The organism is Saccharomonospora marina XMU15 (assembly GCF_000244955.1).
GTDB classification, from domain to species: domain Bacteria; phylum Actinomycetota; class Actinomycetes; order Mycobacteriales; family Pseudonocardiaceae; genus Saccharomonospora_A; species Saccharomonospora_A marina.
In genome coordinates this window covers 3,080,385-3,093,353 of record NZ_CM001439.1, presented here as the reverse complement: position 1 = coordinate 3,093,353, position 12,969 = coordinate 3,080,385, and the positions used below count along the sequence as shown (strand labels likewise).

General features: G+C 71.8%; 10 protein-coding genes. 9 read left to right on the top strand and 1 reads right to left on the bottom strand.

Annotation, left to right across the window (positions count from 1 at the left end):
- The 6 genes from SACMADRAFT_RS14640 to SACMADRAFT_RS14615 are packed head-to-tail and all read left to right on the top strand — an operon-like array spanning position 1 to position 7,156.
- Positions 1-510: an NADH-quinone oxidoreductase subunit B family protein gene (locus tag SACMADRAFT_RS14640; protein ID WP_009154609.1), complete on the top strand. Its 510-nt coding sequence runs from the start codon at positions 1-3 to the stop codon at positions 508-510.
- On the top strand, positions 507-2,522 hold the full coding sequence (locus SACMADRAFT_RS14635; protein ID WP_009154608.1) for a proton-conducting transporter transmembrane domain-containing protein: 2,016 nt from the start codon (positions 507-509) through the stop codon (positions 2,520-2,522). Before SACMADRAFT_RS14640 ends, SACMADRAFT_RS14635 begins: the two co-directional genes overlap by 4 nt.
- Entirely contained in the window at positions 2,519-3,466 is a 948-nt protein-coding gene (locus tag SACMADRAFT_RS14630) for a respiratory chain complex I subunit 1 family protein (protein WP_009154607.1), read from the top strand. The genes SACMADRAFT_RS14635 and SACMADRAFT_RS14630 overlap by 4 nt, the downstream gene beginning before the upstream one ends.
- An 11-nt stretch (positions 3,467-3,477) precedes the next feature.
- The gene (locus SACMADRAFT_RS14625) at positions 3,478-4,146 is read left to right on the top strand and encodes a hypothetical protein (RefSeq protein WP_009154606.1); all 669 of its coding nucleotides are present in this window, start codon (positions 3,478-3,480) and stop codon (positions 4,144-4,146) included.
- Positions 4,146-5,630 carry a proton-conducting transporter transmembrane domain-containing protein gene (locus SACMADRAFT_RS14620; RefSeq protein WP_009154605.1) on the top strand — a complete coding sequence of 495 codons (1,485 nt, stop codon included), beginning with the start codon at positions 4,146-4,148 and terminating at the stop codon, positions 5,628-5,630. Before SACMADRAFT_RS14625 ends, SACMADRAFT_RS14620 begins: the two co-directional genes overlap by 1 nt.
- Positions 5,627-7,156, top strand: a complete 1,530-nt coding sequence (locus SACMADRAFT_RS14615) for a hydrogenase large subunit (protein WP_009154604.1) — start codon at positions 5,627-5,629, stop codon at positions 7,154-7,156. Before SACMADRAFT_RS14620 ends, SACMADRAFT_RS14615 begins: the two co-directional genes overlap by 4 nt.
- 90 nt (positions 7,157-7,246) lie before the next feature.
- Here SACMADRAFT_RS14615 and SACMADRAFT_RS14610 read toward each other — a convergent pair whose 3' ends face one another.
- Positions 7,247-8,467: a PP2C family protein-serine/threonine phosphatase gene (locus tag SACMADRAFT_RS14610; RefSeq protein ID WP_009154603.1), complete on the bottom strand. Its 1,221-nt coding sequence runs from the start codon at positions 8,465-8,467 to the stop codon at positions 7,247-7,249.
- Between the two features lie 203 nt (positions 8,468-8,670).
- Between SACMADRAFT_RS14610 and SACMADRAFT_RS14605 the strand changes: the two genes are divergently transcribed.
- From SACMADRAFT_RS14605 to cydD, 3 genes are read left to right on the top strand one after another with little or no spacing between them, the layout of a single operon-like run.
- The gene (locus SACMADRAFT_RS14605) at positions 8,671-10,068 is read left to right on the top strand and encodes a cytochrome ubiquinol oxidase subunit I (protein ID WP_009154602.1); all 1,398 of its coding nucleotides are present in this window, start codon (positions 8,671-8,673) and stop codon (positions 10,066-10,068) included.
- A gap of 18 nt (positions 10,069-10,086) precedes the next feature.
- On the top strand, positions 10,087-11,238 hold the full coding sequence (gene cydB, locus SACMADRAFT_RS14600; RefSeq protein ID WP_009154601.1) for a cytochrome d ubiquinol oxidase subunit II: 1,152 nt from the start codon (positions 10,087-10,089) through the stop codon (positions 11,236-11,238).
- A 6-nt stretch (positions 11,239-11,244) separates the two neighbouring features.
- Complete coding sequence (gene cydD / locus SACMADRAFT_RS14595; protein ID WP_009154600.1) at positions 11,245-12,870, top strand: thiol reductant ABC exporter subunit CydD; 1,626 nt, start codon at positions 11,245-11,247, stop codon at positions 12,868-12,870.
- Positions 12,871-12,969 lie beyond the last annotated feature (99 nt).

Below are 12,969 nucleotides of genomic sequence, written 5' to 3'. Positions count from 1 at the left end.
GTGTTACGGCTGTGGCGCGCGATCCGGCGGGTCGGCCGCATCGCCGAACCCGCACCCGAAGCACCGGCCACGACCGCCACGACCGCCACGGCGCCCGCGATGTCACAGCACGCCGCCGAACTGGCAGGCTCGGTGCAACTGCGGCACGTCGACGCCGGTTCCTGCAACGGCTGTGAGATCGAGATCTCTTCGGCCTTCGGCCCGGTGTACGACGCGGAACGCTACGGCGCCCGCCTGGTCGCCTCGCCACGGCACGCCGACGCCCTGCTGGTGACCGGGCCGGTGACCCGAAACATGGCGGAACCGCTGCGCCGCACCTACGAGGCGGTGCCGGAACCGAAAACCGTGGTGGCCGTCGGCGACTGCGCCCGCGACTGCGGCGCCTTCGCCCGTGCCTACGGCGTGGCGGGACCGGTGTCTCGGGTGGTGCCGGTGGACCTGGAGATCCCCGGCTGTCCCCCGAGGCCGGAGGCGATCGTCGAGGGGTTGCGAAAGCTGACCGGCCGATGAACCTGGCGGCGACCGGCCTCGGTGCGGCCGTATCACTGGGGTCGGCGACGGCGCTGGCCGCGCTGCTCGTTCCCGGTTCCGTACGCCCCACCGTCGGTGGGATCGGCACCGCGCTCACCGGACTGGCCGGGATGCTCGCGGGCGCGGCCGCGCTGGCGGGCCAGTCGTTCTCGCTGAACCTGCCGATGCTGCTGCCGCTGTCGGGGGTGTCGCTGACACTGGACGCGCTCGGTGGCCTTTTCACGACGGTGACCGGTGGCGTCGCCGTCGCGGCCGGGGTGTACGGCGTCTCCTACGGCGGCCACGGCCTGCGGCGCAGGGGCGTGCAGGTCGCGCTGCCGTTGTTCGTGGTGTCGCTGCTGCTGCTGCCGAGCGCCTCCGGCGTGGCCACGTTCCTGCTGTGCTGGGAACTGATGGCGCTGGCGTCGCTGGTGCTCGTGGTGGCCGAACACACCAGCCGCCCGGAGGTCGCCTCGGCGGGCCGCTGGTACGCGGGCATGACGCAGCTCGGCTTCCTGACCATCCTCATCGGACTGTTGCTGTTCGCCGCGCACGCGGGCGACGACTCCTTCCAGCGACTGCGCGCCGCCGCGGCGGAACTCCCCGCGGGGGTGGCGGCCGCGGTGTTCGGGTTGACCCTGGCCGGGTTCGCCTCCAAGGCGGGGATCGTGCCGCTGCACGCGTGGCTGCCGAGGGCACATCCGGAGGCGCCGAGCCATGTCTCGGCGTTGCTGTCGGCCGCGATGGTGAACCTGGGCGTGTACGGGATCGTGCGGGTCGGCTTCGACCTGCTCGGTGGCGGCTCGACGCTGTGGTGGCTGGCGGTACTCGGGCTCGGGGCCGCCTCGGCGGTGTACGGGATCCTGCACGCCGCGCTGTGCAACGACCTCAAGCGCCTGCTCGGCTACTCCACGACCGAGAACCTCGGCCTCGTACTGGTCGCCGTCGGCGCGGCGGGGTTGTTCAACTCCTCGGGCCACCACGTGCTCGCCGGGGTGGCGCTTGCGGCGGCGCTGCTGCACGTGGCGGGACACGCCGCCTTCAAGACGGTGCTGTTCCTCGCGGCCGGTTCGGTACTGCACGCCACCGGAACCCGCGACCTCGACGCGCTCGGCGGCCTGCGCGGGCCGATGCCCGCGACCACCGCGCTGTTCGGGCTGGGCGCGCTGGCCGCCTCCGCGCTGCCGCCGGGAACGGCATTCGTGTCGGAGTGGCTGCTGCTGCAGGCCCTGGTGCACGGGCTGCCCGCAGCGGGAACCGTCACCGCCGTCGCGATGCCGATCGCGGTGGCGGCCGTCGCACTGACCGCCGGGCTGGCCGTGGTCACCTTCGTGAAGGCATTCGGGGTGGGGTTCCTGGCCAAACCGCGCGGCGAAGGAGCCGAACGCGCGCACGAGAGCCCTGCGACCATGCTGCTCGGGACCGGCATCGCCGCAGTGCCGACCGTGGTGCTCGCGCTGGCCCCCACCGCCCTGTTGCCCGCGCTCGGCACGGTGAGCGCGGACCTGCTCGGCGGCGCGGACCCGGTGTCGGGCGCGGTGACGTTGCGGCTTACCGGTGTCGCCGGTTCGTTGTCCCCGCTGCTGCTGGCGGCCGCGCTGCTGGCCGCGACGCTGCTGGTGGTGCTGCTGGCGCGCAGACTCGCCGCCCGCCCTGGCAGGCGTGCCACCCGGCTGTGGGACTGCGGGGCGGGCCCGCTGTCGGCGCGCATGGAGTACACAGCGACCTCGTTCACCGAGCCGGTGCAGCGGGTCTTCGACAACATCGCCCGGCCGCGGACCGAAATCGACACCCACCACCACGACCGCGACCGCTACCTGGTGAGAGCCGTGCGCTACCGGCGGGCGCTGCCCGACCGCATCGAAAGCTACCTCTACCGGCCGGTGCTGGCGTTCCTCGAAGCGTGGGGCAGGGCCGGGCGGCGGCTGGCCACCGGCAGCGTGCATCGCTACCTGGGCTACGGGTTCTACACGCTGTGCGGCGTACTGCTGCTGCTGGCGGTGACCCGGTGAGCGCGCTCGGCATCCTCGGCGCCACGACGCAGGCGGTACTCGTGGTGGCGGGCTCGCCGCTGCTGGTCGGCGTGATGCGGCAGCTCCGCGCGCGGCTGGAGGGCCGCGCGGGTGCGGGTGTGCTGCAGCCATGGCGCGACCTGCGCAAGCTGAGCCGCAAGGAGCGGCTCGCTCCACGTGGCACGAGCGAGGTGTTCCGGTCCGCCCCGGTGGTGCTGGTGGCGACCACGCTGGTGGTCGCCGTGGTGGCACCGCTGGTGACCGCGACACCGGCATCCGGTGCGCTTTCCGACCTGTTCGCCGTGGTGGCGTTGCTCGCGCTTGGCACGGTGGCGCTGGCACTGGCCGGACTCGACACCGGCACCGCGTTCGGCGGGATGGGCGCGAGCAGGGCGATCATGATCCTCGCGCTGGCCGAACCCACGCTGCTGGTGGCGATCTTCGCGCTGTCGGTGCGGGCGGGCTCGACCAACCTCGGCGCCATCGTGTCGTCCGCTGTGGACGATCCCGCCCGCGCGTTCTCCCCGGTGACCGTGCTCGCCGCGGCCGCACTCGCGATCGTGGTCGTCGCGGAGGCGGGCAGGTTGCCCGTGGACAACCCGGCCACCCACCTGGAACTGACGATGGTGCACGAGGCGATGGTGCTGGAGTACACCGGCCCCGACCTGGCACTGGTGGAACTGGCCTCGGCCATGCGGCTGACGGTGCTGCTGGCGCTGCTGGCCAATCTGTTCCTGCCGTGGGGTGTGGCCACCGACGGAACACCACTCGCGTTGCTGATCGGCGTGGTGGCGCTGGCGGTCAAGGTCGGGCTGCTCGGTGCGCTGCTGGCCGCCGCGGAGGTGTTCCTCGCCAAGCTGCGGCTGTTCCGGGTGCCGGAACTGCTCGCCGGGTCGTTCCTGTTCGCACTGCTCGCCGTCGGCGCGTCGTTCCTGCTGGGCTGAGTGGAGTGGACATGACCGACACGCTGTACTCGCAGGCGCTGAACCTTGCCGCCGGTGCGCTGCTGCTGACCGCCATGCTGATCCTGTGGCGCCGCGAGCTCGCCATGACCGTCCGGGTGCTGGCGGCGCAGGGACTCGCGCTCGCGCTACTGGTCGCCGTGCTCGCCGCCGGGGAGGGCGGCTTCGAGTTGTGGATCGCCGCGGCCGGGCTCGCACTGCTGCGGGCGGGGCTGCTGCCATGGCTGCTGCGGCGCGCGCTCGTCGAGTCGGCGGACGGCCTGCCCGCACGGGAGACCCGCCCGCTGGTCGACGTCGCGTCGTCACTGCTGGCCGCCGCGGCGCTGGCGCTGCTCGCATACGCGGTGTCGCGCCCGCTGGTGGAGCTGGCACCCTCGGCGGCGACCCGCGCCATCCCCGTCGGACTCACCGTGGTGCTGCTGGGTTTCTTCGTGCTCGTCACCCGCCGCAGGGCGCTTTCGCAGCTCGTCGGTTTCCTGCTGCTGGACAACGGCATCACCGCGGTGGGCTTCCTCACCACCGAAAGCGTCGGTCTCATGGTGGAACTGGGCATCTCGCTCGACGTGCTGCTCGCGGTGTTGGTGCTGCGGGTGCTCACCACCAGGATGCGGGAGACCTTCGGTGACACCGACCTCGACGAGCTCAGAGAGTTGCGGGACTGATGACGCCAGCTGTGCTTTCCGTGCTGCCACTGGCCGTGCCCGCCGTGGCCGCGCTCGCTCACGCCGGGTTCGGCAGCCGACCCGCCGCGCGCTGGATCGGTGCCGCGAGCTCGGTGGCGCTGTTGGCCGTGGCCGTGGCACTGGCCTACGCGGTGGTGACCTCGGGGCCGCGTGCCGCTCTCGGCGGGCTGCTGTGGTTCGACGCCGTTTCGGTGTTCATGCTGCTGGTCATCGCGGCGGTCGCGGTGCTGGCGACCTCGGCGACACCCGGCCACTTCCGCGTCGAGATCGCGCAGCGGAGGGCGAGCCCGCGCACGGCCGCGCGGCACGGCGCGCTCGTGCAGGCGTTCGTCGCCGCGATGAACGCGGCCGTGCTCGCCGCCAACCTGGGAATGCTGTGGATCGCGATCGAGGCCACCACGATCATCACGGCCTTCCTCGTCGGGCAGCGGCGCAGCAGGGCGGCCGTGGAGGCGGCATGGAAGTACGTGGTGCTGTGCTCGACGGGCATCGCACTGGCGCTGCTGGGCGCGCTGCTGCTCAACTACGCGAGCAGCGCGGGCGGCGGCAGCGCCGGGCTGGACCTGGTGGCGCTGGCCGACAGCGCTCACCTGCTCGATCCCGACGTCACCCGCATCGCCGTGGTGTTGCTGATCCTCGGTTTCGGCGCCAAGGCCGGATTGGCGCCGCTGCACGCGTGGCTGCCGGACGCCCACTCGCAGGCGCCCGCACCGGTGTCGGCGCTGATGTCCGGTGCGCTGCTCGCGGTGGCGTTCTACGCGGTGCTGCGGGTGAAGGTCGTCGCCGACGCGGCACTGGGAGTCGGCTTCGCCAGGGCACTGCTCACGGTGATGGCGCTCGCCTCGCTGGCCGTGGCCGCGACGCTGCTGCTGGCGCAGCGCGACTACAAGCGGATGCTGGCCTACTCCAGCATCGAGCACCTGGGGTTGGTGGCGCTGGGCGCCGCGATCGGTGCCCCGCTGGCGGTGGCGGCAGCGCTGCTGCACGTGCTCGGACACGGGCTGGCCAAGGCCGCGCTGTTCCTCGGCGCGGGTCGGGTGCTGCAGCTCACCGGCAGCAGCAGGATCGGCTCCGTTCGCGCTCTGGCCGCCCGCGCGCCGATGCTGGCGGGCGGAGCGGGTCTGGGCGTGCTCGCGTTGACGGGACTGCCGCCGTTCAGCCTGTTCGCCAGCGAACTGGGCATCGCACGCGCGGGGTTGGCCACTGCAGGCATGGGCTGGGTCACCGCCGCCGCGTTGCTGCTGGTGCTGGTGACAGCGGGCACGCTGGTGTGGCACAGCAGCCGGATGCTGCTGGGCGCCCCCGCCGACGTTCCGGGCGCGGCCGTGGCACCCGTGCGCGCCGACACCACGGTGGTCGTGCTGGTGGTGGGGCTGGCGGCCTGCGCGGTGCTAGGGATCACCGTGGGGCCGCTGGACACCTTGCTGGAATCGGCCGCCGACATCCTCGTGGGGGCATCGTGACCACAGTGGACCCGATCGTGGCCGGGCAGGCCGTAGGGCACCGTCGCAGCGCGCTGACCGTGGCCGCCGACGACCTCGTCGACACCGCGAACGCGTTGCTGCGCGAGGGTTTCCGGGTGGCGCTGGCGTCAGGTCACGACGAGGGGGACGTGCTGCGGGCGGTGTACCTGTTCACCGCCACCGGCCCGGACCGGCGCGTCGAACTGCACGTGCCGCTTCGGCGAGCCGATCCCGTGGTACCCAGCCTGGCCACGATGTCGTTTCCCGCGGGCCGGTTCGAACGGGAACTGCGTGACCTGTACGGCATCGTGCCACGGAATCACCCGCTGCCCCGCAGGCTCGTGCGGCACTTCCACTGGCCCAAGGGCTGGTACCCGATGCGGGCCGACGCGGGCCAGGCACCGCGGTTCGGCACAGCCGACGGGCCCTACCCCTTCCGCACCGTGGAGGGGCAGGGCGTGTACGAGATCCCGGTGGGGCCGGTGCACGCGGGCATGATCGGGCCGGGCCACTTCCGCTTCTCCGTGGTGGGCGAGACCATACTGAACCTCAAGGCGCGGTTGTGGTTCACCCACCGCGGTGTGGAGAAGCTGTTCGAGGGCCGCCACGCAGCCGACGGTGTGGAACTCGCCGAACGGGTGAGCGGGGACACCTCCGTCGGGCACACGCTCGCCTACTGCCAGGCGGTCGAGGACGCGCTCGGGCTCGACGTGGAGCCCGCGGCGCTGCGGGTACGGGCGATCCTGCTCGAACTGGAACGGCTGTACAACCACGTCGCCGACCTCGGAGCGCTGTGCAACGACGTCGGGCACGGCATCCTCAACACCCACGCGCTGCGGATCAGGGAGGAACTGCTGCGGCTCGGCGATCTGACGACCGGGCACCGGCTGCTGCGCGGCGCCGTCTACCCCGGCGGTGTCGACGTCGCGGTGCTGCCCGAAGCGGACCGGCTCGCGGCCGTCGGTGCGGACATCGCCGAACTGGTCGAGCTGGCGCTGGGTCACAGCGTCGTGCGCGACCGGTTCACCGGTACCGCCGCACTCGCCCGGCAGCAGGCGCAGGACCTCGGCACGCTCGGGTACGTCGCAAGGGCAAGCGGGTTGATTCTCGACGCGCGCTACGACCACCCGCAGTTCCAGCCACCACTTCCGAGGTCGGCGCACAGCCGGACCGACGGTGACGTGCTGGCGCGCTTCCTGGTGCGGGCCGAGGAGGCCGCGGCGTCCGTCGAGCTGATCCACGCCCTGCTCGCCGAGGTGGCCGGCTACCGGGGCGCGCCACCGGACCCGGCGAGGCCGCTACCCGCCGCCGCGGGGTCGGGGGTGGGCATCGTCGAGGGCTGGCGCGGCACCATCGTGCACCGGGTCGAGTTCGCCCACGACGCGACGCTGTCCAGGGTGAAGATCGTCGACCCGAGTTTCTTCAACTGGCCCGCGCTCCCGGTGGCGCTCGCGGACACGATCGTGCCCGACTTTCCGCTGGCCAACAAGAGCTTCAACCTGTCGTACGCGGGCAACGACCTGTGAGCCCGCGGCAGCGGCGAACTCGCGGTCGGCAGCGCAGGACTCGCGGGTGGGACCGCAGGACTCGCGGGCGGGAGCGGGGGACTCGCGGGGTCAGGTGAGCGGCGGCAGGAGGGCGGGACTGTCCGGGGTCGGCCACTCCAGCAGCATCAGCGTGGCGTCGTCGCGCAGTTGCCCCTGCTGGTGGGCGAGCACGGCGTGGCTGAGCCGCCGCAGTGTCTCCGGCGCGGGCAGCCCGGCGGCGCTGTGCCGCTCCACCAGGTCGGTCAGCCGGTCGAGTCCGAACTCCTCACCCGTGTCGTCGCGAGCCTCGATCACCCCGTCGGTGTAGAGCAGTATCCGATCGCCCGGTTCCAGCCGCTCGGTGGCGGGCTCGACCTGGGCGTCGTCCAGGTGCCGCAGGCCCAGCGGCAGCCGCCTTCCCCCGTCCAGCGTCTTGCGCGCCTTGCCCGCGCGCAGCAGCACCGGCGGCGGATGGCCCGCGTTGAGGTAGGACAGCACGCCGGTGTCCAGCCGCAGCCGTGCCAGCACCGCGGTGGCGAACCGGCGTTGCGGCGCGTTGCCGCGCAGCACCTCGTCGGCGCGGGCGGCGATGGCGGGCAGCGAGGCGTCCTGCCTGCGCGCGTTGCGGGTGGCCGCCATTGCCAGCGAGCACACCGTCCCGGCGAGCAGGTCGTGTCCGGTGGCGTCGAACACCGCCACGTCGCCCACCTCGTTGTCGGCTGCGTAGTCGAAGCCGTCGCCGCCTGCCTCGTCGTAGTACTCCACGGTGGCGCTGATGGTCATGTCCCTGCACGCGAACGTGCGCGGCGGCAGCAACTGCCACAGCAACTCCGCCGACACCGTCAACGGCCTGGGCCTGCGGATGCGGTGCAGGTAGTCGCTGAACGGAAGCTTGGTGACCAGCACCGCGCCGAGCAGCCCTGCCAGGTCCCAACAGTGTTCGCGTAGCCGCCGGTCCGTGGGATCGCTCCCGCCCGGCAGCAGCAGTTGCAGCACACCCAGCCTGCTTGCCCCGTCCAGCACCGGAACCCACAGCATCGGCCGCCGGGTGCGTTCGTCGGTGGCGGTCAGCAACTCGACCAGCTGGAACGCCCTGCCCGCCAGCGTGCTCTCGATCGACACCGACTCAGCGAGGTCGGCGCGCACCGGATGCAGGTCGCGCTGCGGGACGTCAGCCAGGTACAGCTCCGCTTCCATACCGGCCTTCGCCGCCGCGTTGGCGAGTATCCACGGCAGGTCACTTCCGCTGGCGAGATGTGCCTGCGCGATCACCTCGTGCAGCGCACCGTAGAAGTCCGAACTGGAGTCCACCGGTCCACCGTAGACGCATGCGGGGACGGGTTGCCCCACACCGAGCGGTACACCTGCGACCGGGCCAACGGCTGTCCCACGGCCGGGTGTAATTCGCCGGAGACTCCCGTGCCGGCCGCGCCGCGTGCTGCGGAACGGACCGAAGGCACCGATGCTGCTTGCAGAACCGCCAGCCTCGTCGACCGTGTGGGGGTGCCCCGGCTGTGACCTCGGATGCGCTCGACCTCGCCCGCTGGCAGTTCGGGGTCACCATCGTGTACCACTTCCTGTTCGTACCCGTGACCATCGGGATGGCGTGGTTCGTCGCGGGTATGCAGACCGCCTGGCAGCGCACCGGCAACGAACGCTACCTGCGGGCCACCCGGTTCTTCGGCAAGCTGTTTCTGATCAACTTCGCGCTCGGCGTGGTCACCGGCATCGTGCAGGAGTTCCAGTTCGGGATGAACTGGGCGCTGTACTCCCGCTACGTCGGTGACGTCTTCGGCGCGCCGCTGGCCATCGAGGCGCTGGTGGCCTTCTTCCTCGAGTCCACCTTCATCGGACTGTGGATCTTCGGGTGGGACCGGCTGAAGCCGAAGCTGCACCTGGCCACGATCTGGCTCGTGGCGATCGGCACCACCGCATCGGCCTACTTCATCCTCGCCGCCAACTCGTGGATGCAGAACCCGGTGGGCATCCGGGTCACCGAGGACAGGGCCGAGATGGTGTCGCTGGCACGGGTGTTCTTCCAACCGTTGCAGGTGTGGCACTTCCTGCACACCTTCGCGATCTCGCTCATCACGGCAGGGCTGCTGGTGCTCGCCGTCGCCGTCTACTGGCTGCGGCGTCGCAAGGAGGTGCGGCTGTTCCGCACGATCGCAAGGAACGCGCTGCTGGTGACGTTCGTTTCGTCCGTGGTCGCGATCGGCGCGGGCCACTTCCAGGCCCAGATCCTCACCGACGTCCAGCCGATGAAGATCGCCGCCGCGGAGGCGCTGTACGAATCCGCTTCACCGGCCCCGCTCTCGCTGTTCGCGGTGGGACCGTGGGAGAAGCGCCCCGAACGTGTCGACGTCAACATCGAACTGCCGTACGCGCTGTCGGTGCTGTCCACCAACAGCATCGACGGGCGCATCAAGGGCATCAACGAGGTGCAGCAGGAGTACCGGCAGCGGTACGGGCCCGGTGACTACCTGCCGATCGTCGGCACCATCTACTGGACTTGGCGAATCATGATCACGATCGGGTTCGCCGTTCTGATCTTCAGCGCCGTCGGCCTGTGGCTGGCTCGGAAGGGTAAGCCACTGGAACGAGCGCGCCGCTTCCACACCTGGGCCTACCTGTTCCTGGCCACTCCGTTCGTCGCCGCGACCGCGGGCTGGCTGTTCACCGAGATGGGCCGCCAGCCGTGGATCGTGCAGGGCCTGCTGTTCACCAGGGAAGCGGTCTCGCCCTACGTCGGCGTCTCGTCCGTGGTGTTCACCCTCGTCGGCTTCACGCTGGCCTACACGATCCTCGGTGCCGTGGAGGTCTGGTTGATCACCAGAGCGGTGAAGAAAGGCCCGGAGGAGAAGTTCGAAGGCGCGTCCACGAAGGCGCCGCTGCCGCCGATGCTGTACTGACGAAGAGAGTTACCGCGAATGGTCCCCGAGCCTGGACTGCTCAACCTGGAAACGCTGTGGTTCGCGCTGATCGCCGTGCTGTGGATCGGCTTCTTCGTGCTGGAGGGCTTCGACTTCGGTATCGGGATGCTGTACCCCTTCCTCGGCAGGGACGATCCCGAACGGCACGCGCTGCTGGCCACGATCCTGCCGGTGTGGGACAGCTACGAGGTGTGGCTCATCGTCGCGGCCGGCGCCATGTTCGCCGCGTTCCCCGGCTGGTACGCGGGCCTGTTCTCGGGTTTCTACCTGCCGCTGTTCGGCATCCTCGTCGCGCTCATCGTGCGTGGTGTGGCGATCGAGTACCGCAACAAGCACACCGGCGCCACCTGGCGGCGCAGGTGGGACGTGGCGATGCCGATCTCGTGCCTGCTGGTGTCGTTCCTGTTCGGTGTGTTGTTCGCCGGGATGCTCAACGGGCTGCCGATGGACGCCGACGGGCTCATCACCGTGGGTCCGGGCGGGCTGTTCAGCGGCTATGCCGTGCTCGCCGGGCTGACGTTCGTGGCGGTGTTCCTGCTGCACGGCGCGCTGTTTCTCACCCTGCGCACGCGCGACGACCTGGAGGTCCGGTCACGCCGCGCGGCGTTGTGGTGCTGGCCTGCCGCCGCCGCGCTGCTGACCGGCTTCCTCGCCTGGACGGGGGTGCGAGCCGCCTCGCCCGACCCGCAGGGCATCCTCTCGCTGGCGTTGATCGGCGCCACCTTCCTCGCCGGTGTCGCCGCGGGCCCGCTGGTGTGGCTGCGGCGTGCGGGCATCGCGTTCGCGGCGACCTCGGCGGCCATCCTGCTGCTGGTGGCCTCGCTGCTGGTGTGGCTGTACCCCAGGGTGCTCGTCTCCAGCAGCCCCGGCGTGCCGAGCCCGACAGTCTTCTCCACCGCCTCCAGCACCTACACCCTCGTCGCGATGACGATCGTGGCGATCATCTTCGTGCCGATCGTGCTGGCCTACCAAGGGTGGGCGCTTCGGGTGTTCCGCGCCCGGTTCAGCAGGGACGACTTCGCCGACCCGCCCAGCGCGGCGGACCTGCTGCGTCGTGGCCCGCTCGGAGGTGGCGGCAGCGACCGAGGAACCGGCGCCACCGACACCGACGGCGGCGAACCCGGCGGGCAACCGGGGACCGGGCGGTAGCCGCCGATGCGGGTGGTCGATCCTCGGCTGCTGCGGCACGCGCCGAGCGCGCGGCGGTTCATGGTCTCGGCCGGGCTGCTCGCCGCCTTGTCGGTGGCGGTCACGATCGCGCAGGCGGTGCTGTTCGCCCATGTCGTGGTCGCGGCGTTCCTCGACGGCAGCGGCGTGGCGACACTGCTGCCCGCGTTGCTCGCCTTCGGTGGTCTCGCGCTGGTGCGCGGGGCGCTCACGTGGGCGCTGGACAGTGGCGGCAACCTGGCAGCGCAGCGCGTCGCGCGTGAGTTACGCGCGCGGGTACTGGCACACGTGGTGCGGACCAGACCCGCCGACGTGGCGACCGCGGAGGTGGCGACCGCCACCACCGAGGGCACCAGCGCGCTCGAGCCGTACTTCGCGCGGTTCCTGCCGAGGCTGTGGCTCGCCGTGCTCGCACCGCCCACGATCGTGGTCTGGGTCGCCGTCCACGACCTGCCTTCGGCGCTGGTGATGCTGGTGACCCTGCCGCTGATCCCGGTCTTCGGCGTGCTCATCGGGAAGCTGACGCAGGCCAGAACCCGCGCCCGCTGGCAGGCGCTGTCGCGAATGAGCGCCCACTTCCTCGATGTGGTGTCCGGGTTGACCACACTTCGGGTGCACCGGCGTGGGGTGGCGCAGGCACGCGGCATCGCCGACACCACGCAGGCCTACCGGCGCGAGACCATGGGGGTGCTGCGGGTCGGCTTCCTGTCGGCGTTCGTGCTGGAACTGGCCGCGACCGTGGGAACGGCGCTGATCGCGGCGGAGATCGGCATCCGGCTGGTGGCGGGCGGGCTGACCCTGCAACCGGCACTGGTGGTGTTGCTGCTGGCGCCGGAACTCTACAGCCCGCTGCGCGCCGTGGCGGCGGACTTCCACGCCAGCGCCGACGGGGTGACCGCCGCGTCGCGGCTGCTCGACCTGCTGCGGCGACGTCCCGCCGTCGCCGTGCCGCAGCGGGCCACGCCGCCACGTTTCGGTGTGGTGCGGTTCGAGGACGTGGTCGCCGCCTACCCGGAAAGGGGCACGGTGCTGGACGGGGTGAACTTCGAACTGTGGCCGGGGGAGCGGGTCGCGCTGGTGGGTGCCAGCGGCGCGGGCAAGACGACGCTGCTGGCGCTGCTGCTGCGGTTCGCCGACCCGGTGGCGGGCCGCATCACGGTGGACGGGGTCGACCTGCGCGAGTTCGACCCGCGCGAATGGCGACGGTTGCTGACCTGGCTTCCGCAGCGGCCCCGGCTGCGGCCCGGCGCGGTGCGCGACGCGGTGCTGTGTGGCGGCGGACCGCAGGCCGAACTCGCCGACCGCCTCGGGGTCGGCGAGTTGCTGGAGCGCGCGGTGGGCGAGGACGGGGCGGGCCTGTCGTCGGGGGAGGTGTCGCGGCTGGCACTGGTCCGCGCGCTGGGCCGGGACGCCTCGCTGACGCTGCTGGACGAGCCGACCGCGCATCTGGACCCGGCCTCCGCCGCCGCGGTGGCCGCGACGCTGCGTGAGTTGCCCGGCCACCGCACCGTCCTCGCCGCGACCCATGACGCCGACCTGCTCGGCGTGGCCGACCGCGTCGTCGAGTTGAGAGACGGGCGGGCACTGCAACGGCAGCGGGCGGTGACATCGTGAAGAGCGGTCCGTTGTGGAGGATGTTGGGCCTCGCCCGCCCGCTGGCGCGCCGGTTCTGGCTCGCCGCGCTGCTCGGCGCGCTGGCCGTCGGCTCGGCGG